Consider the following 24091-nt stretch of genomic DNA (forward strand, 5'->3'; position numbering starts at 1 on the left):
CGCACCGCTTCGGCCGTGCCGGGCCGCGCCGGGGCGGGGCGGGTAGGGGCGTGTCAGCGGTGGGACGGGTGGGGCAGGGTGACGGGTAGCAGCGCCGGCGTGTGGCCGGTGGCGTGGAAGCCGGCCGTGCCGGGCGGGGTGCGCCGGAAGAGGCGGCCGCTGAAGCGGAGCCAGCCGACCGAGCCGTCCGGGTCGCGGACGAAGTCGGCCCGGGTGTGCGCGTCGGTGCCGTCGGGGGCCCACACCAGCACGTGGTCGCGGCGGTAGAACGGCAGCACCATCGCCTCGGCGCCGTCGGCGCGGCCGCTCAGTCGGCCGTCCGCGGCGACCAGGTCGAGTGCGATGGACGCGTGCTCGCCGGCGAAGCCGATCTGCTCGGCCACGTAACGGCCCTCGTACTCGGCCAGTTGGGCGGGGGTCAGCGAGCGCGGGGTGGCCGGCAGGTTGTGCAGGCCGGCCAGGCGGGTCAGCGCCCAGTCGTCGGCGAACAGTTCGGCGAGCAGGGCCGGGCCGCTCTCCGAGTTGGTGAGGACGGTGAGGGCGAGGCCGCGTTCCGGTACGAGCAGGAAGCCGGAGTGCTGGCCGGGCAGGTCGCCGCCGTGCTGGACGACGCGCGGGCCCTCGGCGGTGGGGCGCAGCATCCAGGTGACGCCGAAGCCGTCGACCTCGACGAACAGGGTGCCGCCGGGGCCGGGCCGCCACCGCATGGCCCGCAGTGAGCGCCGGGTGAGCAGCGGGTCGCCGTCGCCGAGGTGGAGGCGTGCCCAGCGCAGCTGGTCGCGGGCCGTGGAGTAGAGGCCGCCGGCCGCGTGCAGGCTGCGCGGGATGGCCAGCGCCTCCGGCACCGGCACCGGGTCGCCGGACGCGTCGGCGCCGTGTGGCACGGCCACCGCGGCGCCTGCCAGTTCGTCCGGTGTGAACGCGGTGCCCCGCAGCCGGAGCGGGTCGAGGACCAGGGACCGCAGGGCGCGTTCGTAGACGGCGCCGGTGGTCACTTCGATGAGCCGGCCGGCGAGGCCGATGGCGGCGTTGTTGTACGCCATCACGGCACCGGGCGGGGTGAGCTGCGGCACCGTCTCCAGGGCCGCCACGTACTTCTCGAGGGTGTCGTCGCCGCTGCCGGTGTCGGTGAAGACGTCGCCGAGCCAGCCGGCGCTGTGGTTGAGGACCTGCCGCACGGTGACCCCGGGGGAGGTGGTGGTCCGGAAGCCGGGCAGGTAGGCGCGGACGGCGCGATCGAGGTCGAGCCGCCCGCGTTCGGCCAGCCGCATCACGGCCGTACCGGTGAAGGTCTTGGTGGTGGACGCGATCCGGAAGACGGTGTCGCCGTCGACCGGCGCGGGCGCGGCCACGTCGGTCACGCCGAAGCCGCCGACGTATTCGCGGCCCTGGTGGTAGAGGCCGTAGGCGACGCCGGGAATCCGGTACGCCGCCATGCCGGCCCGGATCTTCTCCAGGAGTTCACGGACCGCGGCGGGAACCCGGGTCCCGGGGGCGGCCGGCGCGGCGGCGATCGCGGGCGAGGCGGCGGCTCCGGTGGTGACCGCCGCGGCGCCGGCCGCCGCGGTGCGCAGCAGGGACCGGCGGGAGATCGGTTCGACCATCACGCCACTGTATCCACGCCTGTCACTCACAGGAAGATTTCGTTGACGTCACCCGGCGACCCGTCTACGGTGTCCAGGAAAGCGCTTTCCCCCAGCGCAATCCCCTCATCAAGGAGTTGTGGTATGCGTCGGCGTACCTTCCTCGGCATGTCCTCCGGCCTCGGCATCGTGGCGACCGGCCTGACCACCACCCCGGCCCTCGCGGGCGGCCGTCGACCGGACCTGACAGTCGCCGTCGACGGCAGCGGCGACCACACCGGCATCCAGGCCGCGATCGACGCGGCCCCGGCCGGGGCGACCGAGCCGTTCGTCATCGGCGTGCGCCCCGGCACCTACCTCGGCCAGGTCGTCGTCCCCGCCACGAAGCCGTTCCTGGAGCTGCGCGGCCTCGGCCGCCGCCCGGACGACGTCGTGATCGCCGACGACCGCGCCAACGGCACCCTCAAGCCGGACGGCACGCCCTGGGGCACCTCCGGCAGCGCCTCGGTCACCGTCAGCGGCGCCGACTTCCGGGCCGTGAACCTGACCTTCGCGAACCTCTTCGACGAGGCCGCCCACCCGGAGATCACCAACCGGCAGGCGGTGGCGGTGCTGACCCGCGCCGACCGGCTGATCTTCGACCGGGTGCGGTTCCTGGCCAACCAGGACACCCTGTACGTGAACAGCAGCGCGGCCGGTGTGGTCGCCCGGGCCTACCTGCGCGACTGCTATGTGGAGGGCGATGTCGACTTCATCTTCGGCCGGGCCACCGCCGTCTTCGACCGCTGCCGGATCCACTCGCTGAACCGCGGCAGCACCCCGAACGGATACGTCACCGCGCCGAGCACCGACATCACCAACCCGTACGGGCTGCTCTTCCAGCGCAGCCGGTTCACCTCGGACGCCCCGGCCGGGACCGTCCTGCTGGGCCGTCCGTGGCATCCCGGCAACGACCCGAACGCGATCGGCCAGACGATCATCCGGGAGTCCTGGATCGGCGCGCACATCCCCGACGTCGCCTGGAGCGACTTCGGCGCCTGGCCGTGGGAAGAGGCGCGGTTCTTCGAGCACCGCAACGCCGGGCCGGGCGCGATCGTCTCGGCGAACCGGCCGCAGCTGACCGCCGAGCAGGCCGGGGAGTACACCGCCGCGGCGTTCCTGCGGGGCGGTGACGACTGGGCCCCGGAGCGGTGCTGAACCGCCCGTGCGGGTGACGACGGCGGGCCGGGACAGAGACGGCCACATATTCTCGGCCCGTGCCGGTCTCTCGTAAGCGCAAGAAGTCCCAGAAATCGGCGGCGGCAGCCAGGGCGAGCCGTCGGCGCGACCACACCCGGAGGGTGTCCCTGTCCAACATGGTCTCCGGTTGGACGGAGGCGTTCACCCGCCGGGTGGAGGCGGCCCGGCCACACGCCCGGGCCCTGGCCGAGTCGTTGCGGGAGTCACCGGCCACCGGCACCGCCCTGGAGGACGAGCTGTGTCTCCGGCTCGGCCCGCTGCTCACGGAGCTCGCGGACCGCACCCCGGCCGATACCGCCGAGCTGCTCGCGGCCGCCGGGAGCGGGCACCTGGACGAGCTGCTCGCCAAGAGCGACGACCACATCGGGCCGGAGCACTTCGCCGAGGCGCTGGCCGACGCGGTCGCCGACACGGGCGCCGACCGGGTGCGCGCCGCCGTCACCGCGATCCTGCCGTCGCCGCTGCGTGAGCGGACCGGCCTTGCGGCACCCGGCCCGGCGCTAGGCGGCCCGGTGCTGTGGACCCCCGACCGGTACGGCACCCGCTTCGCCGTGGTGGCGCCGTTCGCCGTGCCGGACGCACCGGTGCGCTGGTACCTCTGGGACGTCGACACGTGCACGATCACCCCGCTCCCGGTGCACGCCGGCTTCTACGCCTCACCCGAGGAGGCCCTGGCCGCGTGGCAGGTCGGCGTCGGCCCGGTCGCGGCGGGCGGCACGTCGTGGCGCGCGGCCGGCGACCCCGAACTGCTCAAGGACGTGCTGCCCGCACTGTCCGGGCTGACCGCGCCGGGCGGCGAGTCGGTCGAGCAGCACGCCGAGTACCTGCGCTGCCGCCGCCTGGCCGAGACGGTCGTCGCGTCGCTGCCGCGGCACCCGGTCCCGCGCGACCGGGCGGATCTGCCGGAGCTGGCCGCCGAGTGGATGCGCCGGTGGCCGGACGCCCAGGACGAGGCCGGCGCGGTGCTCGACGCCTGGCCGCTGGACGTTCCCGCGCTGGCGCTCGGCTGCTCACCGCACCGGGTCGCCTACGTGGCCCAGCAGATCGGCGAGGAGTACGGCGACGAGGCCGGCCCGATTCTCGCGCTGCTGCCGGGCTGGGTGGACCTGCTCGCGACCCGTAACGGGCTCGCCCCGGAGCTGGTGGCGCGCGCCCGCCCGTACGCCGAGGGTCTGATCCATCCGGATGTCGCCCCCGGCGACCGTGACGCCCACCAGGCCCGCGTCATCGAGTAGGAGGTTCTGTCTCGCGGTTCCCGCGGGGCTGCCACCTGGACCTCGCCTCGCTCCCACGCGAACCGCGAGACAGAACCTATCCGGCCCGTGACTCCTCGCCGCGCCCGGCGACCGCGCCGAACAGCCTCCGCGCCTGCTCGGCACGCAGACCGACGAACACGCCGGTCGCCGCGACCAGGATCTCGCCGGGCTCGGCCGCCGTGGCGATCGACCCGGCCACGGTGACCCGGCGCCCGTCCACGTCGACCACCTCGGCGGTGAGCCGCAGCGGGGTGAGCAGCGGGACCGGTCTGCGGTAGCCGGTGTCGAGCCGGACCGTCATGCCCGGATTGCCGGAGGCGCCGGCCGCGTAGCCCAGCATCTGGTCGAGCAGCATGGCGCTGACCCCGCCGTGCGCATAGCTGGGCGGCCCCTCGAAGGCCAGCCCGAGCGTGCAGGCGCCGACCGTGATCTCACCCTCCTGGTGGATCTCCAGTGGCGGGGCGAAGGCGCTGCCCGCGCCGGTCACCGGGTTGTAGAGGCGCACTCCGGCGCGCATGTCGTCGGCGGACGGCGGTTCGTGCCGGCCGCGGGCCCGCTCGCCCAGCGGCGCGGCCGCCTGCCGGATCCGCTCGGCGGCCCGGCGCAGCTCCTCGGTGGGCGCCTCGGTGGCGGTGGCGTGCTCGATGAGCAGTCGCAGCGCGTCGCCCAGGTCGCTGATCGCCTCGCGGCGGCGCAGCAGCGCGTCGTCGACGGCGTGCAGCCGGCGGCCGTTCTCACTGTCGGTCACCCTGTCAGGCTCCCTCACGCCAGCCCCATCGGACCTAGTGAATCTCATCACACTGCTATAACCTGTTCTAGTTGTTGCGGAGCGGTAAACGGCTCGGCGGATGGGGAGGCCATGACGGTCACCGTGGAATACGACGTGGTCGTGGTGGGTGCCGGCGCAGCCGGGATGACAGCCGCCCTCACGACGGCCCGCAACGGACTGAACACGGTTCTCATCGAGAAGGCGCCCGTCTACGGTGGATCGGCGGCCCGGTCCGGCGCCGGGATCTGGGTGCCGAACAACGACGTCCTGCTCGCCGCCGGGGTGCCGGACACGTTCAGCAAGGCCGACACCTACCTGGCGGCCGTGGCCGGGCCCGAGGTGCCGGCCGCCCGCCGGCAGGCCTTCCTCACCAACGGGCCGCGCACCATCGCCTTCCTGCAACGCTGGACACCGCTGCGGTTCGCCTGGATGAAGGACTACCCGGACTACTATCCCGAGCTGCCCGGTGGCATGCCGAACGGCCGCTCGATCGAGCCGCGGGCCCTCGACGCCAACGTCCTCGGCGACGAACTGGCCCACCTCAACGGGCCGTACCAGGCCAGTCCCGCCGGAACCGTGGTCTACACGATCGACTACAGGTGGCTGTCGCTGGTCGCCCGCCACCCGCGCGGCGTCGCCACGGCCAGCGAGATCCTCTGGCGCTATCTCCAGCTCGCGGCCCAGGGACAGAAGCCGGTCACCATGGGCCAGGCGCTGGCCGGTGGGCTGCGGGCCGGGCTGATCGCCGCCGGTGTGCCGGTCTGGCTGAACACCCCGCTGCTCGACCTGCACGTCGAGAACGGCCGGGTGGCCGGGGTGCTGGCCCGGCGTGACGGCGCCGAGACGCTGATCCGGGCCCGGCGCGGCGTGGTGATGGCCAGCGGCGGGTTCGAGCACAACGAGCGGATGCGCAAGCAGTACCAGGCCGCGCCGATCGGCACCGACTGGACGATCGGGGCGGACTCCAACACCGGCGACGGCATCGAGGCCGGCGAGCGGGCCGGGGCCGCCCTCGCGCTGATGGACGACGCCTGGTGGGGGCCGATGATCCCGCTGCCGGGCGAGCCGTGGTTCTGCCTCTCCGAGCGGACCCTGCCCGGCACCATCTTCGTCAACCGGGCCGGGCGGCGGTTCGTCAACGAGGCCGCACCGTACAGCGACGTCGTGCACGTGATGTACGAGAAGGGCCACATCCCCTGCTGGATGATCACCGACCAGGACTACCGGAACCGCTACCTGTTCAAGGACCTCGCCCCGCTGCTGCCCTACCCGGACGAGTGGTACGAGAGCGGCGCCCTGGTCAAGGACTGGACCCTGGCCGGGCTGGCCGCGAAGATCGGCGTGCCGGCCGGTGCGCTGCGGGCCACCGTCGACCGGTTCAACGCGCAGGCCCGCGCCGGCCGGGACACCGACTGGCACCGGGGCGACAGCGCGTACGACGCCTACTTCGCCGACCCCACCAACACGCCCAGCCCCTGCCTCGCGCCGATCTGGCTGCCGCCGTTCTACGCCTTCACGATCGTGCCCGGCGACCTCGGCACCAAGGGCGGCCTGCTCACCGACGCCCGGGCCCGGGTGGTGCGCCCGGACGGCTCGGCGATCCCCGGCCTGTACGCCGCCGGAAACGCCAGCGCCGCCGTGATGGGCCACAGCTACGCCGGCGCCGGCTCGACCCTCGGACCCGCGATGACCTTCGGACACGTGGCCGGTCTGGACCTGGTCACCACACCGTGACGAGGACCGGGCGGCCACCCCGTGATGAGGAGGAAACATGCCCAAGGTGAGCGTCTCGGCCACCACCACCGCCGAGCCGGACAAGGTGTGGCAGGTCATCACCGATCTGCCCCGCACGCCCGAGTGGAACGCCATGCACCAGGGCTTCACCGGTGAGGTGCCGGCGACCGTGGCGGAGGGGACCACGTACAAGCAGAAGGTGAAGTTGATGGGCATGCCCGCCGAGATGGCCTGGAAGGTCGTCGCCGCGGACGCCCCGAACCGCCTGGAGATGGCCGGCGACGGCCCGATGGGCGTCAAGGCGAAGAACCGCTTCGTCATCGAACCCGAGGGCGCCGGTTCCCGGGTCACCTACGAGATGGAGTTCGCCGGGCCGGCGCTCAACGGGCCGATGGCCGCCATGCTGGAGAAGCAGGCCGGGCCCGCCGCGCAGCAGGCCCTGGAGAAGCTGACCGCCCTGGCCGGGTGACGCTCAGCGGACCAGCAGCCGGGTGGCCAGCTCGAGGTGGTTGACGACATCGTTCGCCGACGCCCGGCGGGTCACCCAGGCCACCAGGTTGGACAGCCACACGTCACCGATCACCCGCGCCTTGGCCCGGTCGTCGGCGGTCGGCTCACCGTCGTCGCCGGCGTGCATGGCCCGGGTCAGCATGTCCTCCATGAGGCCGGCCACCGCGTTGACCTCGGCGCTCGCCGACGGGTCGGCGAACATGAAGGCCCGGGTCATCGCCTCGGCGAGCAGCGGCTCGCGCTGCATGGTCCGGGTCATCCGGCCGAGGACGTAGAGCGTCCGGTCATACGGCGTATCACCCGGAACGGGCTTCTTGCCGATCTTGTCCTGGATCGTCTCGAACTCGCCGGCCAGAGCCGACACCAGCAGGTGGATCTTCGAGGGGAAGTAGCGGTAGAGCGTGCCCAGGGCGACCCCGGCCCGCTCGGCGACCGTGCGCATCTGCACCGCGTCGTAGCCGCCCTTGGACGCCAGCGCCAGCGTGGCCTCCAGAATCCGGCGGCGCCGGTCGCGCTGTGCGGCCGAACCCGCGATGTCGGCGCCGGTGAGCGCGCCGCGCGCGGTGCCCGTGGTGGTACTCGTTCTCGTGACTGCCATGGTCGCCCTTTCGCCTCTGAATCAAGCCTAGCAACGGCGCGTTGCGTCCCTGTGTCACCCGACCGTGGTGCGCCCAAACTGAAACGTGTTCTAATCAGTGTCATGGATTTTCGGCCGGACGGGTCACACCAGGCGATCAGCCGGCTCGCCGGTGAGGTGCTCGACGGGAGCGCCGGCGATCCGGACAAGGCATGGGCCGCCCTCGGCCAGGCCGGACTGCTCACCCTCGCGGTCCCGGAACGCCTCAACGGCGCCGGCCTCGGCGTCCTGGAAACCACCCTCGTGCTCACCGAGATCGGGCGGCGCGCCCTCGACCTGCCCGCCCTCGGGCACCTCGTCGCGATCCTCACCGGCGCCCACGAGCCCGGGCGGACCTTCGGCATCGCCGTCGCCGAACCGGGTGACCCGCTGCCGGCCGCGCCGCGGACGACCTTCGCGGACGGGACGGTCACCGGGGTCAAGACCGGGGTCACCGCCGCCGACCGGCTGCTCGTCACGGTCGCCGGCCCGGCCGTCGTGACGATCGACCCGGCCGGGCCCGGCGCCACCCTCGACCGCGGCATCCTGCGCCTCGACCGGGCTGCCGCGCATCCGCTGGGCGACGACAAGACCCATCAAGACCTTCACCGGTACGCCGTGAGCTGCGCCTGCGCACTCGGTGACGGCGCGCTGGCCGGGGCACTGGCGCTCACCGCCGAGCACGTGCGGACCAGGCGGCAGTTCGGGCGGCCGCTCGCCACCTTCCAGGCGGTCGCACAGCAGATCGCCGACGTCTACATCGCGAGCCACACCCTGCACCTGGCGACCCTCGCCGCGGCCTGGCGGCTCGGCACCGGCCGGGACGCCGACGACGACCTGCACGTCGCCGCCCAGTGGCTCACCGCCGAGGCGCCGCCCGCCGCCCGGACCTGCCATCACCTGCACGGCGGGCTCGGGCTGGCGATCGACTACCCGCTGCACCGGCACACCACGCTGATCCGGGACCTGGTCCGCTTCCTGGGCGGCGCCGAACACCGGCTGACCACACTGGGGGAGCGGCTTGTTCATCGACCTGACTGACGAGCAGCGTGCGTTCCGGGACGAGCTCCGGTCGTACCTCGCCGGGGTCCTGACGCCCGCGCAGCGTGGCGAGCTGGCGCGGGAACGGCTCGGACCCGCCTACCGCGACGTGGTGGCCCGCCTCGGCCGCGACGGCCGGCTCGGGCTGGGCTTCCCGGTCGAGTACGGCGGGAGCGGCCCCGGCCCCGTCGAGCAGCAGATCCTCGTCAACGAGGCGGCCCGCGCGGACGTGCCGCTGCCCGCCGTCACGCTCCAGACGGTCGCGCCCACCCTGCTGGCGCACGGCACCGAGGAGCAGAAACAATTCTTCCTGCCGCGGATCCTGGCGGGGGAGCTGCACTTCGCGATCGGCTACACCGAACCGGAGGCCGGCACCGATCTGGCCGCGCTGCGGACCCGGGCGGTGCGCGACGGCGACGAGTACGTGGTGGACGGCCAGAAGACCTTCACCACCGGGGCACACGACGCCGACTACCTGTGGCTGGCCTGCCGCACCGACCCGTCCGCCGAACGTCACCGCGGGCTGTCGATCCTGATCGTCGACACCGGCGACCCCGGCTACGCGTGGACGCCGATCATCACGAGCGACGGATCGCACCACGTCAACGCCACCTACCTCACCGGTGTCCGTGTGCCGGTCAGCCGCCGGGTCGGGCCGGAGAACGGCGGCTGGCGGCTGCTCACCGCACAGCTCAACCACGAGCGCGTCATGCTCGGCCCGGCCGGGCGGATCGGTGCCCTGCACGATCGGGTGCGCGATTGGGCGTACGCCCATGGGGTCATGGGAATCGCGGAGGTCCGCCGCGCGCTGGCCCGGACCCACGCGGCGCTGCGTGTCAACGAACTGCTCAACTGGCAGATCGCCGGCGGCGAACCGGCCCCGGCCGACGCCTCCGCCACCAAGGTCTTCTCCTCCGAACGCCTGCTGCGGCTCGGCCAGGAGCTGGAGGAACTGGTGGCCCGCCACGGTGACCCGGCCGATCCGGGCACCGCGGACCTGCTCGACTGGCTCGGCCTGCACGCCCGGCGCGACCTGGTGCTGACCTTCGGCGGCGGCGTCAACGAGATCCAGCGCGAGATCATCGCCAGCGCGGGCCTCGGCCTGCCCCGAGTGCCCAGGTAGGTCGTGATGATCGAAGAGGTGGTGGAGCGGTTGACCGCGGCGGGGGAGACGCCGGCGCGGGCCGGGCGGGATCCGGTGAACCTGCCGATGATCCGCACGTGGCTGGAAGCGATGGGGGACGGGAATCCGGCCTATGAGCGGTCGGGCATCGCGCCGCCCGCGATGATCCAGGTGTGGACGATGCGGGGTCTCGCGCCGTCTCCGGTCGACGACCCCTTGCAGGTGATGTCCGAACTGCTCGACGAATCCGGATACAGCGCCGTCGTCGCCACCGACTCCGAGCAGGTCTACCATCGGCCCCTGCGCCTTGGCGAGACGGTCTCGGTCCGCAGTCAGCTGGAGGCTGTCGTCGGGCCCAAGAGGACCTCGCTCGGCGAAGGGTGGTTCGTCACCACGCTCAGTACCTGGCTTGTGGGGGACGAGCCGGTCGGGGAGATGCGTTTCCGGATTTTGCGGTACAAGCCAGGGCCTAAACCGGACAGATCAATTGCTTTACGGCCGATGATCACCGCTGACAACGCCGCCTTCTGGGAGGGCGCCGCGGCGGGTGAACTGCGCATCCAGCGGTGCGGCGAGTGCGGAACGATGCGCCACCCACCCGGCCCGTCCTGCCCGCACTGCGGCTCGCTGAAACCGGAGTACACGACAGCCGAGGGAACCGGGCGGATCCACAGCTACGTGGTGCACCACCACCCACCCGTCCCCGGCAGGCGCGCCCCCTACACGGTCGCCCTCGTCGACCTCACCGAAGGCGTCCGGGTGGTCGCCGAATACCGCGGGCCCCGCCCCGAGATCGGCGACCCGGTCCGGGTCCACTTCGACGACGGGCTGCCGGTGTGGCGGCCCGACGTCCCGGTGCTCGGCCCGTGGGCGCTGGAGGTCACCCCCACCCTGATCGTCAGCACGGCACTGGCCACCCGCGACTTCCAGAACGTGCACCACGACCGGGACGCCGCGGTCCGGCTCGGCGGCCGGGACATCTTCCTCAACATCCTCACCACGACCGGCCTGGTGCAGCGGTTCGTCACCGACGCGCTCGGCCCGGACACCCGGGTACGGGGCATCCGGATCCGTCTCGGGACACCGTGCCACGCGTACGACACGCTCACCTTCACCGGGCAGGTCCTCCCGCACGGCATCGAGGTCGTCGGGCGTACCGCCGCCGGGGTGCACGTCAGCGGAACCGTCGAGGTGGCGTCATGATCAGCCGAACCGCCGCGATCGCCGGCATCGGGGCCACCGAGTTCAGCAAGGACTCCGGCCGCAGCGAGCTGCGCCTCGCCGTCGAGGCGATCCGGGCCGCCCTCGACGACGCCGGTCTCCGGCCCGCCGACGTCTCCGGCCTGGTCACCTTCACCATGGACAACAACAGCGAGATCGCCGTCGCCCGGGAACTCGGCATCGGCGAGCTGACCTTCCTGACCCGGATCGGGTACGGCGGGGGCGCCGCCTGCGCGATCGTGCAGCAGGCCGTCCTCGCGGTCACCGCCGGGCTCGCCGACGTCGTCGTCTGCTACCGCGCGCTCAACGAGCGGTCCGGCCGCCGGTTCGGCCAGGCCTACGCGTCCCCGGACACCGACGCCGGCTGGCACGTGCCGACCGGACTCGCCACCCCGGCCGCGCAGGTCGCCATGGTGGCCCGCCGCTACCTGCACGACCACGGCGCGAGCACCGACGACTTCGGGAGGGTCACGGTCGCGGCCCGCCGGCACGCCGCCACCAACCCGCACGCGTGGTTCCACGGCCGCCCGATCACCCTCGACGACCATCGGGCCTCCCGGTGGATCGCCGAACCGTTGCGGCTGCTCGACTGCTGCCAGGAGAGCGACGGGGCGGTGGCCGTGGTGGTGACGACCGTGGACCGGGCCCGTGACCTGCCCCGGCCGCCGGCGGTGATCGCGGCCGCCGCCCAGGGCAGCGGACCCGGGCAGTTCGTGATGACCAGCTACTACCGGCCGACCGTGGCGGGGCTGCCGGAGATCGCGGTGACCGGGCGGCAGATCTGGGAGCAGTCCGGATACCGGCCCGCCGACGTACGGACCGCCATGCTCTACGACCACTTCACCCCGTACGTCCTGATGCAGTTGGAGGAATTGGGTTTCTGCGCATCCGGCGAGGCCCGGCACCTGATCGCCGACGGCGGCATCGAGCTGGACGGGCGGCTGCCGGTGAACCCGCACGGTGGACAACTGGGGGAGGCGTACATCCACGGCATGAACGGCATCGCCGAGGCGGTCCGGCAGGTCCGCGGCACCGCCGTCAACCAGGTCCCCGGCGGCGGACCGGTCCTCGTGACGGCCGGCACCGGCGTTCCGACCAGCGCACTTCTGCTGGAGGCGACCCCCTAGGCTGTGGCGCGACAGATCACGTCACGCACGGGGGAGACCGAGTTGTCCAAGAGAGCCGCGGCCGTTTCACTGGTGGCGCTGGCCCTGCTCGCCGGCTGCACACCGGACGAGAAGGGCGCCACGGAAACGCCGATCGGTCCCGCGCCGAACGCCACGGCCAGCCCGGTCGCGCCGGAGAACCTGCCGGAGGCCGAGGACCCCACCGGCACCCTGGCCGCGGTCGGCGACGGCGGTGACTGGGACAACTACGTCGCCGCGTGCGCCGATGCCGAACAGGAGCCGATCGTCCAGCACGTGACGATCGGCGACGTGAACGGCGACGGCACCGCCGACGCGCTGGTCGCCCGCACCTGCGACGCCTCCACCTCCTACTTCCCGTCGACGGTCGAGGTCTTCGACGGCAAGTCGCCGGTGGAGGAGCCGACCCGGATCGGCAAACCGATCCTCACCGACGTCGGCCCCACCGACCAGCCGTGGGTGATCGGCCTGTCGGTCAAGGGCGGCGCCGTGACGATCCAGGCCTACGGGACCGGTGGCACCGACAGCAACGCCTGCCCGAAGCTCAAGCTCACCTACCGCTACGAACTCAAGGGCGCCGACTTCACCCAGACCGACCGGGCCGCCACCCGATCCCCCTCGTGCTTGAAGATCGAGTGAGCGGCCCGGTGACGGTTCAGTCCTGAGGCTTCGCCTCGACGGCCCGGTCGCCGTTGGCGTTCGGGCCCAGCCGCGACAGCAGCCCGGCCAGGTCGATCCCGGTCAGGTCGGTGCCCAGTTGCAGGCCCTGCGCCACGTTGCTGGCCACCGACTTGGTCAGCGACGACGCGCCGTCGGTGGAGATGACGGTCAGCTTCTCGATACCCGCGATCGGGGCGCTGGCCGCCTCGACCACCTGCGGCAGCACCTTGACCAGCAGGTCCATCACCGCGGCGTCGCCGTACTGGGCGTACGCCTCGGCCTTGCGGGCCATCGCCTCGGCCTCCGCCTGACCCTTGGCCAGGATGGCCGCGGCCTCGGCCGCACCCTCCCGCTCGATCGCCTCGGCGATCGCGGAACGCCGCCGCTGCTCCGCCTCACCCTCCTTGGCGCCCTCGATCGCGTTCGCCTCGGCCAGCGCCGCACGACGGGCCCGCTCACCCTCACCGACCAGGCGGGCCTGCTCGGCCTGCGCCTGCGCGGCCGCGATGGTGGCCTGCCGCTGCGCGTCCGCATGGAGCACCGCGGCACTGCGGGACGCCTCGGCCTCCTGCTCCACCCGGTAGCGCTCGGCGTCCGCCGGCTTGCGCACCTCGGTGTCCAGCTGACGCTGCTTGAGCTCGGCGTTCTGCTCGGCCACCTTCTGCTGCTCGGCCAGGATCTTCTGGTCCCGCTCGGCCTGCGCCAGCGGACCGGCCGCCGCCGACTGCGCCTTCGCGGCGTCGATCTCGGCCTGGATGGCGGCCTGCTTCAGCGACAGGTTCCGGTTCGCCTCGGCGATCGCCTCCTCGGCGAGCAGCCGCTCCTGCTCGGCCGCCTGCCGGGCCCGGGCCTCGGCGATGGCCGCGTCCTTGAGCACGCGCGCCGCCTCCGGACGACCCAGATCCTGCAGGTACGACCCCTCGGCCAGGATGTCCTGCAACTGGAACGTGTCGAGCACCAGACCCTGGTTGGTCATCGAGTGCTCGGCCTCCTCGGCGACCGCGCTGGCGAACGCCGCCCGGTCCCGGATGATCTCCTCGACGGTGAGCCGGCCCACGATCGACCGCAGCGCACCGGCCAGCACCTCACGGGTGAAGTCCTCGATCTCGGACTGCTGGTGCAGGAACCGCTGCGCGGCCGCGCGGATCGCGCCCTCGGTGCCGCCGACCTTGACGATCGCCACACCGTGCAGCTCGGCCCGGATGCCCTGCTTGGACACCGCGCCCTTGATGCTCACGTCGATGCGGCGGCTGGACAGGTCCAGCGACTGCAACTTCTGCACGATCGGCAGCACGAACACCGACGCGCCCATCACGACCTTCTGCCCGGACATGTCGGTGCTGCTGGTGCCGTCCAGGCCCTGGGTCGTCTTGCCCTTGCGGCCGGTGATGATGAACGCCTCGTTCGGCCCGGCCACCTTGATCCGGGAGAGCACGAACACCACGAGAAGCACGACAAGCAGCACGGCGCCGCCGATCGCGTACAACAATCCAGACATCTATGCCTTCCCACTGTGAGGGGTTTCCTCGACAACGACACTCGTCTCGCTCGGCGCCTCGATCACGAAGATCTGGGCGCCCGCCGGAATCGCCCGCTCGGCGCGGGCGTAGAGCTTCACCGGCTGACCGCCGAGCCGGACCCGGACCTCGCCGTACCCCGTCCCGGCCGGCACCGGGGTGACCACCACCCCGAGCGAGCCGACCAGGTGGGCCCGCTGCGGGGTGGCGTCGGTGCGCATGTTCCGCGCGGCCCGCGACAGGCGCCACGCGAGCCAGGCGGCGGGCACGGCCGCGAGCGCGCCGACCAGCATCGACACGGCGATCACCGCGGGGGTACGGGCGCCGAGCAGCTCGGAGGCGGCGGCGCCGGCGAACCCGAACGCCCCCACGAAACCGGCCACCACCTCGAGTGACACCGGCCCGGCCGCCTCCGGATGACCGAAGTGAAGCACCTCGCCGCCGAGCAGCGCCATCGCCAGGACCGCCACGGCGACGCCGCCGATCACCAGAAACACCACGGTCGCCGTCAGCACCGGCCATCCTCCCAGTTCAGCCCGGTCATCGACCGGCTGCGCCAGGGTAGTCCAGCCGGGCCACCCGCGCCGTCGGCCGAACGCCCGGTCAGCGGTAGACCGCCGACGGAGGACTGGCCGGACCGAGCCGCGGGGCCAGCCACTTGCCATAGATGCGCGTCCACGTGCCGTCGGCGCGCATCTTCTCCAGCACCCCGTTGACGAACCGGACCATGTCCTCGTTCTCCTTCGGGATGCCGATGCCGGCCGGCTCGTCGGACACGGGCGCCCCGATCACCTCGGTGGTGGGATCCTGCGCGGCCAGGCCGGCCAGGAGGATGTCGATGGTCGAGACGGCGTCCACCTGATGCTGCTGGAGCAGCACCAGACAGTCCAGGGTGCTGTCGGTGCTCACCGCGATCGGCCTGGACGGCTGCGCCGCGATGGTCCGGATGCTGGTGCTGCCCCGGGTGGCGCAAACCTTCCTGTTCGCCAGGTCGGCGAAGTCCTCGATGCCTTCGCCCTTGCGCACCAGCAGCCGCTGCCGGGAGGCGATGTACTCCGTCGAGAACGACACCTTCTGCCAGCGCTCGCAGGTCATCGTCATGGTCCGGATCACCATGTCGACCTGCTTGTTCTCCAGCACCGGGATGCGGTCGGCCGTGGTGATGGCCCGGAACTGCACCCGGTTCGGATCGCCGAGGATCGCCCGGGCCATCTCCCGGGCCATGTCGATCTCGAAGCCGACCAGCTCACCGCTCTCCGGGTCGCGGAAGCCGAACAGGTACGCGTTCTGGTCGATGCCGACCACCAGGCGGCCGTTCGCGGCGATCGTCGCCATCGTGCTGCGGGCCGGCATGGCGCCCGCTTTCGGCAGCGTCCCCTGCGGGCGCAGGCTGGCCCGGGGGTTGCAGTCCGGAGCCGCCGCGGCCGACGGCACCTCGGCCGGGTCCTGCACGTTCACCGGGCGCGGCACCACCGCGGTCGCGTCGGCGGCCACCGGGCGGACCGTTTCGCCGGCCCCGCCGCACCCGGCGGCGAGGGTGATCAGCAGCAGCGAGGCGACGACCTTCGTAGTTCTCACCGGTACTCCCCGATCCGTGGCCTTCACCGGTACTCCCCGATCCGTGGCCTTCACCGGTACTCCCCGATTCGTGGCCGGAAACCCAGCACGACCCCGGCCACCAGCCCGAGGGTCAGCAGCAGCAGGCCGGCGGCCAGGCCGCGCAGCGCACCGGCCGCCGCGTCCGCCTGCCGGTCCACCCGCTCGTTCGCGGTGTCGAGCGCGCCGATGATCGCGGCGTCCAGCCGGCCGAACACCGACGAGAGGTCGTCGGTGCCGTCGGCGGTGGCCAGCTCGACGGCCTTCTCCCAGTCGCCGCCGTCGTCCAGTTCACGAACCTGTCCGTGCAGCTCCTGCCAGCGGGCCGCCTCGTCCCGGGCCTGCTGGATGAGCTTCCGGTCGCTCTCCGGGGCCTGCGCCAGCGCGCTCGCGAGCCACCCGTTCGTGCCGGTCAGCTCCGCGATCTGCCTGCCGAACGTCTTCTCGAAGTCGGCGCCACCGCCCCGCGCGACAAGCGTCAGCGACTCGTTGGCCCGCGCCTGGAGGCTGGCCCGCCCGGCGTTGGCGAGCGTCGACACCAGGTCGGTGCCGTCCCGCTGCCCGGCCTCCAGCCGGTTCGCCGACACCGTCAGCGCGGCCGCCGACCAGAGCAGGGCCAGCACCAGCACCAGGCTCGCCACGACCAGCCCCGGATTGAGGACGCGCCGGCTGCGGCGGGCCACCAGCACCTGCGCGGCCCCCAGCGCACCGGCCGTGACCAGCGCGAGCAGCGCCACCAGCCACGGGAAGCCGGACGCGTCCCGCTGCTCGGCCGCCACCCGCCGTTGCGTGCTGTCGAACACCTGGGCCGACGCCGGCAGCAGCGTCTGCTGCATCAGCGCCGACGCCTCCCGCAGGTACGCCCCACCGAGCGGCACCCCCAACCGCTGGTACGACCGGGCCGTCTCCACCAGCCCGGTGTAGACCGGCAGCTGATCGGCGACCACCCGCAGCCGGGCCGCGTCGTCGTCACCGGCGTCCCGCAGCGCCACGGTCAGCGCCGCGGTCGCCTTGGCCAGGTCGTCCAGATAGCGCTGCCGCAGCCCGGCCGGCTCGGCGCCACCGGCCAGGAAGGCGGTCGCGGCCGTCGCGTCGGCGTCCGCCAGCGCCCGGTAGAGGGTCTGCGCGTCCACGCTCACCGGGCCGCTCGCCGAGGCCACGTCCTCGATCAGGGCGGACCGCTCCCGGACGGCGGCGACCGTCGCCGTGCCGGCCAGCAGGCCCAGCACCACCAGACCGGCCGCGACCAGCCAGTAGAGCCTCGGGGTGTTCATCCGCCCGCGAACCCGGGCCAGCGGACCCGCGCTCGTGGGCGGTGGTGTCTCGGTGGTTCTGACCTCGGCAGGCGCGAGTTGGGCCGGCACGCTCACCCCTTCGATCCACTTGGAACGGCGACACCGCCAAGGTACGTGCCGCCGTCCAGGATTCACCCGGTCAGGTCGAGGGCCGCCAGATAGCCGAACGTCATCGCCGGGCCCAGGGTGGCGCCCGCGCCGGCGTACCCGCGGCCCATCACCGAGGCGGACGTGTTGCCGGCCGCGTACAGGCCCGGAACGTGGGTGCCGTCCGGGCGCAGCACCCGGGCCCGCTCGTCGGTGCGCAGCCCACCCTTCGTTCCCAGGTCACCGGGGACCAGGGCGAACGCGTGGAACGGCGGCTTCAGCAGCGGGCCCAGGCACGGGTTCGGCCGCTGCCGCGGGTCGCCGTAGTAGCGGTCGTACGCCGAATCACCCCGCCCGAAGTCGTCGTCCCGGCCACTCGCGGCGAAGCCGTTGAACCTCCCGACCGTACGGCGCAGCTCCTCCGCCGGCACCCCGATGCTCGCCGCCAGCCCCTCCACGGTGTCCGCCCGGTGCGCCACACCCGCGTCGAACCACCGGCGCGGCAGCGGGGTGCGCGGCGCCCGGCCGGCGAACAGGTACCGGTCCCGGTAGGTGCGGTCGGTGATCAGCCAGGACGGCAGGTGTGGTGTCCCGGTGCGGCGGCCCAGCATGACGTGCACGACGTCGACGTACGGGGCGGACTCGTTCACGAACCGGCGACCGGAGCCGTCCACCATGAGGCTGCCCGGCAGGTTCCGCTCGGCCAGGCAGAAGTAGGGGCCACCGGTGAGCGGCAGCGACGGTCCCCACCACGCCTCGTCCATCAGATCCAGGGCGGCGCCCAGCTCATCGCCCATCACGATGCCGTCGCCGGTGTTGCCGGGCGCGCCGACCGTCCACTCCGTACCCAGGTCCTGATGCTCGCGGCGCATCCGCTCGTTGCGCTCGAAGCCGCCGCTGGCCAGGATCACCCCGCGGCGGGCCCGCCATGTCCGCGCGCCGGACCGGACCGCCACGACCCGGCCCTCTTCGACGTCCAGGCCGGTCATCGGGGTGTCCATGAGCACCGGCACCCCGGCCCGGCGCAGCCCGGCCCGCAACCCGGCGGCCAGCGCCTGGCCCATGGTGAGCCGGTGGCCACGGAACCGGCTCACCGCCAACCGCACCGCGGTCAGCGCCGACCGCGGGTGGCGCATCCCCAGCGACAGCCAGCGGTAGTCGACCGCGGTCACCGCCATCCCGTTCGGGGCGGCCCGGTACGGCGGGGCGAGCGTCTCCAGGTCCGCACCGATCCGGCGTACGTCCAGCGGTCGCGGCTCGACGGTCCGCCCCTCGGCCAGCCCGCCGGGCGCCTCCGGGTGGTAGTCCGGATAGCCCGGAACCCGGACGAACTCCAGCGGCGTGTGCTTCTCGACGAACGCCAGAACCTCGGGGCCGTACGCCAGCAGCGCGTCCCGCCGGGCCGGTGCCACCTCATCACCTGCAACGTGTTTCAGGTAGGTGGACGCTTCCGGGCCGGGCAGCCACAATCCACCGCCGGAGCGGGCGGTGGAGCCGCCGTAAACCTTCTCCCGCTCGATCACCACTGCGCTGAGCCCGTGGTGGGCCGCGGCGAGGGCGGCGGTCATCCCGGCCGCGCCGCTGCCGACCACGACGACGTCGTACTCCTCCTCGGTCTTCACTAGAACAGGTTATAGTTATCCGGCTGGATCCGGGGAGGTGCATGTGGACGAATCGGCCACGGTCGTGGTGGTGGGCTTCGGCGCGGCCGGGGCGTGCGCCGCCATCGAGGCCGCCGAGGCGGGCGCCGACGTGCTGGTCATCGACCGGTTCACCGGCGGCGGCGCCACCGCGATCTCCGGCGGCGTCGTCTACGCGGGCGGCGGGACCCGCCAGCAGCGTGCGGCGGGCGTCACCGACACCCCGTCGGCGATGTACGCCTATTTGCGCCACGAGGCCGGCGACGCGGTGTCACCGGCCACCCTGCGCCGGTTCTGCGACGAGTCCGCCGACATGCTCGCCTGGCTGGAGGGCCACGGGGTTCCGTTCGACGCGCGGTTGTGCCCATACAAGACGTCCTACCCGACGAACCGCCACTACCTGTACCAGTCCGGCAGCGAACACGCCCACCCCGACCCGGCGCCGCGCGGCCACCGCGTCCACGCCCCCGGCACGTCGGGCGGCACCCTCCACAACCGGCTGGCCACGGCGGCCCGCACCCTCGGCGTCCGCTTCCTCCCGCAGACCCAGGCCATCTCCCTGATCCTCGAGCCTCCCTCCGTGTCGCCTCCCTCCGTGGCGCCCCCGTCAGGGTCGTCGTCTCCGTCTGGGCTGCCGCCCTCGGGATCGGTTTCGTCTGGTTTGCCGCTGTTCGAAACTTCCGCAACCGACCCGTCCTCGACGGCCGAGTTCTCACCGGATCCGCAGAGCGCGACCGCCAGGGCCGATCACGCGGAAAGGCGGGTAGTGGGCGTGGAGTGCCGGACCTTGCGGGATGCGCCCGCCTGGGCGCGGTTCGCGCACCGGCGACTGCACCGCTGGTCGGTGAAACCCGGGCTCTACCTGCCCGGATTCGGCCGCGCGATGCACCGGCTGGCCGCCCGGATCGAGAACCGCCACGGCCGCGCACTGCGCATCCACGCGGGCGCGGTGGTGCTTGCGGCGGGCGGATTCGTCTTCAACCGGGACATGATGCGCGAGCACGCCCCCGACTACCGCGGGTTGCGCCTGGGCACGCCCGGTGACGACGGTTCCGGCATCCGGCTCGGGACGGAGGCCGGGGCGGGGGCCCGGCAGCTCGGCCGGGTCAGCCTATGGCGTTTCCTGACCCCGCCTTCGGCGCTGCTCGGCGGGGTCCTGGTCGACCGGGACGGTCACCGTTTCTGCGATGAGTCCCGGTACGGAGCCGCGCTCGGCGACGCCATCCGGCACCGCCCCGGCGGCCGTGCCTGGCTGCTCATCGATGCGACCGTGCTCGCCGAGGCGCGCCGCCAGTTGCGTTCGCAGACCCTGTGGTTCCAGCGCCTCCCCACGTGGTGGCTGCTGACCGTCAAGCGCCTCCGCGGCTCCACCCTCGACCGGTTGGCCAACCGGGCGGGCATCGACCCGTCCACCCTGGCAGCGACCGTCACCGCCAACAACACGGCCGCCCTCCGGATCGGACCGCCGAGCCCCACCGCGTCCGCGGACGTGGTCGCCATAGCGTCCGGTTCGGAGGCGGGGGATGTGGTTGTTGCGGCGTCCGGTTCGGAGCCGGGGGATGTGGCTGCCGCGGCGACCGGCTCCGAGGCCGATTCGCCGATTCCCGGAACGCGCGACGGCGACGCCGCGGTGAGCGGCGCGGTCGAGTGCGACGAGTTCGGGAAGCCGCCGGCCATGGTGCGGCCACTGATCCGGCCACCGTTCTCGCTGCTGGACGTATCGCTCCGGGCGTCTCCCGCGCCGATGCTGACGCTCGGCGGCCTCACCGTCGACGAGGAGACCGGCCGGGTGCTGCGACCGGACTCGACCGAGATCCCGGGAGTCTACGCGGCCGGGCGCACCGCGGTCGGCATCTGCTCCGGCTCCTACGTCAGCGGACTGTCGCTGGCCGACTGTGTCTTCTCCGGTCGCCGAGCCGGTCGCGACGCCGCCGCGTCGCCGCTGACGCGGACTCCCCGGCGATCTTGGGTGCCTGTTCACCGCGGGCGGTGGTCGATCGCCCAAGATCGGCAGGAGATTCCGGAGCCCGCGCCGGAACCGGAAACGCACACCACCGCCGACTCGAGTGATCCCACCCGGCCGGCGTCTCGGGGCAGTGGGGGAGGACCGGGGGATGAGCGTGCTCGCCGTCACTGAGCTGCGGGGGATCGCGGACCGGCTACGGGACGCCGAGCGGGACCGGGCGCCGGTTCCGCCGCTCACGCTGGAACGGCCGTGGTTGAGTGCGGCGGACGCCTACGAGATCCAGCTGCACAACATCCGGCGCAGGACGGCCGCGGTCGTGGGGCACAAGGTGGGGCTCTCGTCCAAGGCCATGCAGGAGATGATGGGCGTCGACGAACCCGACTACGGGCATCTGCTCGCGGACATGCGGCTGTCCGAGGACGAACCCGCCGACGCGGGGCGGTACTGCTATCCGCGGGTCGAGATCGAGGTGGCGTTCCTGCTCGGGGACGATCTGCCGGGCGAGGACTGCACCGAGGCGGACGTGCTCGCGGCGACCGAGGCGTTCGCCCCGTCGATCGAGCTGATCGACAGCCGGATCGTGGACTGGCGGATCAGGCTCGCGGACACGATCGCCGACAACGCGTCGTCGGCGGGATTCGTGGTGGGCGCGTCGCGCGTACCCCCGAATGATCTTGATCCTCGCGGTATCGCCGCGGTGTTGCGCCGGGGAGCGGACGTGGTGGCAGCGGGCCGGTCCGACGCGGTGCTCGGCAATCCGGTGACAGCGGTCGCCTGGCTGGCGCGGACGGTGGCGGGATTCGGGGTACGGCTGCGGGCCGGCCATCTGATCCTGCCGGGCGCGTGTGCGCGGGCCGTCGATGCGCGGCCGGGCGACGAGTTCCGGGCCGAGTTCAGCGGGCTCGGCGAGGTGCGGCTGACCTTCGCCGGCGGCCCCGGCGGGCGGGCCGGGCCCGGAAGCGGGCGTGGCGCGACGGGCCAGAGCGGCCCGACCGGCGAGCGTGGCCCGACCGGCGAGCGTGGCCCGACCGGCGAGAGCGGCGCGACGGGCGGGAACAGCGAGAAGGAGGGCTTGCCGTGACGGTTACCGCGGCGATCGTGGGGTCGGGGAACATCGGCACCGATCTGCTGTACAAGCTGCTCCGATCGCCGGTGATCGAGCCACGGTGGATGGCCGGGATCGACCCGGAGAGCCCGGGGCTGCGGCTGGCCGCGTCGCACGGGCTGGTCACCGGGACCGGCGGCGCGGATTGGCTGCTGAGTCAGGAGCCGCGGCCGGACCTGGTGTTCGAGGCCACGTCGGCGGCCGTGCACCGGGCCGGCGCGCCACGCTACGCGGAGGCCGGAATCCGGGCGGTCGACCTGACTCCGGCCGCCGTGGGACCGGCCGTGGTGCCGGAGGTCAACCTCACAGAACACCGGGACGCGGTCAACGTCAACCTGATCACCTGTGGCGGGCAGGCGACGATCCCCATCGTGCACGCCGTGTCGCGGGTGACGCCGGTCAGCTACGCGGAGATCGTGGCGAGCGTGGCGTCCCGCTCGGCCGGGCCGGGGACCAGGGCGAACATCGACGAGTTCACCCGGACGACGAGCCGTGGGCTGGAGACCATCGGGGGAGCGGACCGCGGTAAGGCGATCATCGTGCTCAATCCGGCCGAGCCGCCGTTGATCATGCGGGACACCGTCTTCTGCGCGGTGTCCCCGGACGCGGATCAGGCTGCCGTCACCAGGTCCATCGTCGACCGTGTCTCCGAGATCTCGGCATATGTGCCGGGGTATCGGCTGCTCGACGAGCCCCAGTACGACCCGGTGGGCGATCGGCTTCGGGTCGGGATCTTCGTCGAGATCGAGGGCGCCGGAGACTATCTACCGAAATATGCGGGGAACCTGGACATCATGACGGCGGCGGCGACCAGGGTGGGTGAGGAACTTGCTGGATCTCCGGATCACTGACTCGTCGTTGCGGGACGGGTCGCACGCGAAACGGCACCGGTTCACCGTGGACGAGGTCACCGCGATCGTCCGGGCCCTGGACGACGCCGGAGTCCCGGTGATCGAGGTGACCCACGGTGACGGACTCGGCGGATCGACGTTCACGTACGGGTTCAGCCGTACCCCGGAACAGGAGCTGATCACGGCCGCGGTGCGGACGGCCACCCGCGCGAAGATCGCCTTCCTGATGCTGCCCGGCGTCGGCGTCCTCGACGACATCCGCGCGGCGGCCGGAAACGGTGCGAGCGTCTGCCGGATCGCCACCCACTGCACCGAGGCCGACATCGCGATCCAGCATTTCGGCATCGCCCGCGACCTGGGGCTGGAGACCGTCGGCTTCCTGATGATGGCCCACTCCCGGCCGCCGGAGGCGCTCGCGAAACAGGCCCGGATCATGGCGGACGCCGGATGTCAGTGCGTCTACGTGGTCGACTCGGCCGGCGCGCTGGTCATGGACCAGGTCGGCGACCGGGTGGCGGCGCTGGTCGCCGAACTGGGCGGCGACGCGCAGGTGGGTTTCCACGGCCACGAGAACCTGGGGCTCGGCGTGGCCAACTCGATCCTCGCCTACCGGGCCGGCGCGAAGCAGATCGACGGCAGCACCCGCCGGTTCGGGGCGGGCGCCGGGAACACCCCGGTGGAGGCGTTCGTGGGAGTCTGCGACAAGCTGGGCATCCGTACCGGTGTGGACTTCTTCAAGATCGTCGACGCGGCCGAGGACGTGGTCCGCCCGGCCATGCCCGGCGAGTGCAAGCTCGACCGGATGGCCCTGATCATGGGGTACGCCGGGGTCTACTCCAGCTTCCTGACGCACGCCTACGCGCTGGCCGAGCGCTACGGCGTCTCCGGCGCCGAGATCCTGGTCCGGGCCGGCGAGCGCCGCCTGGTCGGCGGCCAGGAGGACCAGCTGATCACGATCGCCCGCGAACTGGCCGCCCGCTGAACGATCTCCCCGGCCGGCCCTCAGTGCCGTCTCACCGGGCTTGGGACACCCTGGGGGCCAGCTGGATCTTCCCGGCTGGTTCTGGGGGGCTGTTCGAACTGGGTCGAGACAGCTCTGGGGGCCAGCTGGATCGACTGGGCTGTCGAGGCCGGACA

The 24091-nt window shown here is 72.9% G+C and carries 20 protein-coding genes and 3 pseudogenes; 15 read left to right on the top strand and 8 right to left on the bottom strand.

Translation table 11 applies throughout. The features are described 5' to 3' along the window. Positions 1-53: 53 nt before the first annotated feature. Positions 54-1604 carry a serine hydrolase domain-containing protein gene (locus KZ829_RS22390; RefSeq protein WP_220145880.1) on the bottom strand — a complete coding sequence of 517 codons (1551 nt, stop codon included), beginning with the start codon at positions 1602-1604 and terminating at the stop codon, positions 54-56. 123 nt (positions 1605-1727) lie between these two features. Between KZ829_RS22390 and KZ829_RS22395 the strand changes: the two genes are divergently transcribed. Both KZ829_RS22395 and KZ829_RS22400 read left to right on the top strand, forming a co-directional pair. Beyond that, a complete protein-coding gene (locus KZ829_RS22395; protein ID WP_220145881.1) occupies positions 1728-2780 on the top strand; it encodes a pectinesterase family protein in 1053 nt (350 codons plus the stop codon). Between the two features lie 59 nt (positions 2781-2839). Further along, on the top strand, positions 2840-4057 hold the full coding sequence (locus tag KZ829_RS22400; protein ID WP_220145882.1) for a hypothetical protein: 1218 nt from the start codon (positions 2840-2842) through the stop codon (positions 4055-4057). Between the two features lie 76 nt (positions 4058-4133). On the opposite strand, the gene KZ829_RS22405 is transcribed toward KZ829_RS22400, so the two are convergent. Continuing rightward, entirely contained in the window at positions 4134-4826 is a 693-nt protein-coding gene (locus tag KZ829_RS22405; protein WP_308285615.1) for a PaaI family thioesterase, read from the bottom strand. Positions 4827-4937: 111 nt separating this feature from the next. On the opposite strand from KZ829_RS22405, the gene kstD reads away from it, so the two are divergent. Together kstD and KZ829_RS22415 are read left to right on the top strand one after the other, a co-directional pair. Beyond that, entirely contained in the window at positions 4938-6581 is a 1644-nt protein-coding gene (kstD, locus tag KZ829_RS22410; protein WP_220145884.1) for a 3-oxosteroid 1-dehydrogenase, read from the top strand. A gap of 37 nt (positions 6582-6618) precedes the next feature. Further along, on the top strand, positions 6619-7050 hold the full coding sequence (locus tag KZ829_RS22415) for a type II toxin-antitoxin system Rv0910 family toxin (RefSeq protein WP_183221916.1): 432 nt from the start codon (positions 6619-6621) through the stop codon (positions 7048-7050). Between the two features lie 3 nt (positions 7051-7053). Here KZ829_RS22415 and kstR read toward each other — a convergent pair whose 3' ends face one another. Next, positions 7054-7689: a cholesterol catabolism transcriptional regulator KstR gene (gene kstR / locus KZ829_RS22420; protein ID WP_204298715.1), complete on the bottom strand. Its 636-nt coding sequence runs from the start codon at positions 7687-7689 to the stop codon at positions 7054-7056. 102 nt (positions 7690-7791) lie between these two features. On the opposite strand from kstR, the gene KZ829_RS22425 reads away from it, so the two are divergent. The 6 genes and pseudogenes from KZ829_RS22425 (at position 7792) to KZ829_RS22445 (ending at position 12876) form a co-directional block, all read left to right on the top strand. Beyond that, entirely contained in the window at positions 7792-8748 is a 957-nt protein-coding gene (locus KZ829_RS22425; protein ID WP_220145885.1) for an acyl-CoA dehydrogenase family protein, read from the top strand. Beyond that, the gene (locus tag KZ829_RS22430; protein WP_220145886.1) at positions 8729-9871 is read left to right on the top strand and encodes an acyl-CoA dehydrogenase family protein; all 1143 of its coding nucleotides are present in this window, start codon (positions 8729-8731) and stop codon (positions 9869-9871) included. Before KZ829_RS22425 ends, KZ829_RS22430 begins: the two co-directional genes overlap by 20 nt. Positions 9872-9877: 6 nt before the next feature. Then, positions 9878-10714, top strand: a pseudogene (locus tag KZ829_RS43210) (bifunctional MaoC family dehydratase N-terminal/OB-fold nucleic acid binding domain-containing protein); the annotation flags it as partial. Then, positions 10706-11074: a hotdog family protein gene (locus tag KZ829_RS43215; RefSeq protein ID WP_308285621.1), complete on the top strand. Its 369-nt coding sequence runs from the start codon at positions 10706-10708 to the stop codon at positions 11072-11074. The pseudogene KZ829_RS43210 and the gene KZ829_RS43215, both read left to right, overlap by 9 nt. Beyond that, positions 11071-12219, top strand: a complete 1149-nt coding sequence (locus tag KZ829_RS22440) for a lipid-transfer protein (RefSeq protein ID WP_220145888.1) — start codon at positions 11071-11073, stop codon at positions 12217-12219. Before KZ829_RS43215 ends, KZ829_RS22440 begins: the two co-directional genes overlap by 4 nt. 42 nt (positions 12220-12261) lie before the next feature. Continuing rightward, entirely contained in the window at positions 12262-12876 is a 615-nt protein-coding gene (locus KZ829_RS22445) for a hypothetical protein (RefSeq protein WP_220145889.1), read from the top strand. A 16-nt stretch (positions 12877-12892) separates the two neighbouring features. Here the strand turns inward: KZ829_RS22445 and KZ829_RS22450 are convergent, their stop codons facing one another. From KZ829_RS22450 to KZ829_RS22470, 5 genes are all read right to left on the bottom strand, one after another. Continuing rightward, positions 12893-14395, bottom strand: coding sequence for a flotillin family protein (locus KZ829_RS22450; protein WP_220145890.1), 1503 nt, complete (start codon positions 14393-14395; stop codon positions 12893-12895). Then, on the bottom strand, positions 14396-14869 hold the full coding sequence (locus KZ829_RS22455; protein ID WP_246636107.1) for an NfeD family protein: 474 nt from the start codon (positions 14867-14869) through the stop codon (positions 14396-14398). Positions 14870-15017: 148 nt separating this feature from the next. Continuing rightward, a complete protein-coding gene (locus KZ829_RS22460) occupies positions 15018-15992 on the bottom strand; it encodes a glutamate ABC transporter substrate-binding protein (protein WP_220145892.1) in 975 nt (324 codons plus the stop codon). Positions 15993-16042: 50 nt separating this feature from the next. Beyond that, complete coding sequence (locus KZ829_RS22465; RefSeq protein ID WP_220145893.1) at positions 16043-17284, bottom strand: GlnX family signal transduction membrane protein; 1242 nt, start codon at positions 17282-17284, stop codon at positions 16043-16045. 152 nt (positions 17285-17436) lie between these two features. Then, the gene (locus tag KZ829_RS22470) at positions 17437-19014 is read right to left on the bottom strand and encodes an FAD-dependent oxidoreductase (protein ID WP_308285616.1); all 1578 of its coding nucleotides are present in this window, start codon (positions 19012-19014) and stop codon (positions 17437-17439) included. 37 nt (positions 19015-19051) lie between these two features. Here KZ829_RS22470 and KZ829_RS44610 point away from each other — a divergent pair. The 5 genes and pseudogenes from KZ829_RS44610 to dmpG form a co-directional block, all read left to right on the top strand. Then, a pseudogene (locus KZ829_RS44610) lies at positions 19052-19615 on the top strand (FAD-dependent oxidoreductase); the annotation flags it as partial. 171 nt (positions 19616-19786) lie between these two features. After that, a pseudogene (locus KZ829_RS44615) lies at positions 19787-20965 on the top strand (FAD-binding protein); the annotation flags it as partial. 181 nt (positions 20966-21146) lie between these two features. Next, positions 21147-22079: a 2-keto-4-pentenoate hydratase gene (locus KZ829_RS43220; RefSeq protein ID WP_220145895.1), complete on the top strand. Its 933-nt coding sequence runs from the start codon at positions 21147-21149 to the stop codon at positions 22077-22079. Further along, positions 22076-22954, top strand: coding sequence for an acetaldehyde dehydrogenase (acetylating) (locus KZ829_RS22485; protein ID WP_220145896.1), 879 nt, complete (start codon positions 22076-22078; stop codon positions 22952-22954). Before KZ829_RS43220 ends, KZ829_RS22485 begins: the two co-directional genes overlap by 4 nt. Next, positions 22923-23936, top strand: coding sequence for a 4-hydroxy-2-oxovalerate aldolase (gene dmpG / locus KZ829_RS22490; protein ID WP_308285617.1), 1014 nt, complete (start codon positions 22923-22925; stop codon positions 23934-23936). Before KZ829_RS22485 ends, dmpG begins: the two co-directional genes overlap by 32 nt. The last annotated feature ends 155 nt before the right edge of the window (positions 23937-24091 follow it).

This window comes from Actinoplanes hulinensis, assembly GCF_019429605.1.
Lineage (GTDB): Bacteria > Actinomycetota > Actinomycetes > Mycobacteriales > Micromonosporaceae > Actinoplanes > Actinoplanes campanulatus.

What these genes read in the sequence shown, in the direction of transcription:
- KZ829_RS22390 (WP_220145880.1), bottom strand. Translation starts at nt 1,604, where the DNA reads ATGGTCGAACCGATCTCCCGCCGGTCCCTGCTGCGCACCGCGGCGGCC.
- KZ829_RS22395 (WP_220145881.1), top strand. Translation starts at nt 1,728, where the DNA reads ATGCGTCGGCGTACCTTCCTCGGCATGTCCTCCGGCCTCGGCATCGTG.
- kstD (WP_220145884.1), top strand. Translation starts at nt 4,938, where the DNA reads ATGACGGTCACCGTGGAATACGACGTGGTCGTGGTGGGTGCCGGCGCA.
- KZ829_RS22415 (WP_183221916.1), top strand. Translation starts at nt 6,619, where the DNA reads ATGCCCAAGGTGAGCGTCTCGGCCACCACCACCGCCGAGCCGGACAAG.
- kstR (WP_204298715.1), bottom strand. Translation starts at nt 7,689, where the DNA reads ATGGCAGTCACGAGAACGAGTACCACCACGGGCACCGCGCGCGGCGCG.
- KZ829_RS22425 (WP_220145885.1), top strand. Translation starts at nt 7,792, where the DNA reads ATGGATTTTCGGCCGGACGGGTCACACCAGGCGATCAGCCGGCTCGCC.
- KZ829_RS22440 (WP_220145888.1), top strand. Translation starts at nt 11,071, where the DNA reads ATGATCAGCCGAACCGCCGCGATCGCCGGCATCGGGGCCACCGAGTTC.
- KZ829_RS22450 (WP_220145890.1), bottom strand. Translation starts at nt 14,395, where the DNA reads ATGTCTGGATTGTTGTACGCGATCGGCGGCGCCGTGCTGCTTGTCGTG.
- KZ829_RS22455 (WP_246636107.1), bottom strand. Translation starts at nt 14,869, where the DNA reads ATGGCGCTGCTCGGCGGCGAGGTGCTTCACTTCGGTCATCCGGAGGCG.
- KZ829_RS22465 (WP_220145893.1), bottom strand. Translation starts at nt 17,284, where the DNA reads ATGAACACCCCGAGGCTCTACTGGCTGGTCGCGGCCGGTCTGGTGGTG.
- KZ829_RS43220 (WP_220145895.1), top strand. Translation starts at nt 21,147, where the DNA reads ATGAGCGTGCTCGCCGTCACTGAGCTGCGGGGGATCGCGGACCGGCTA.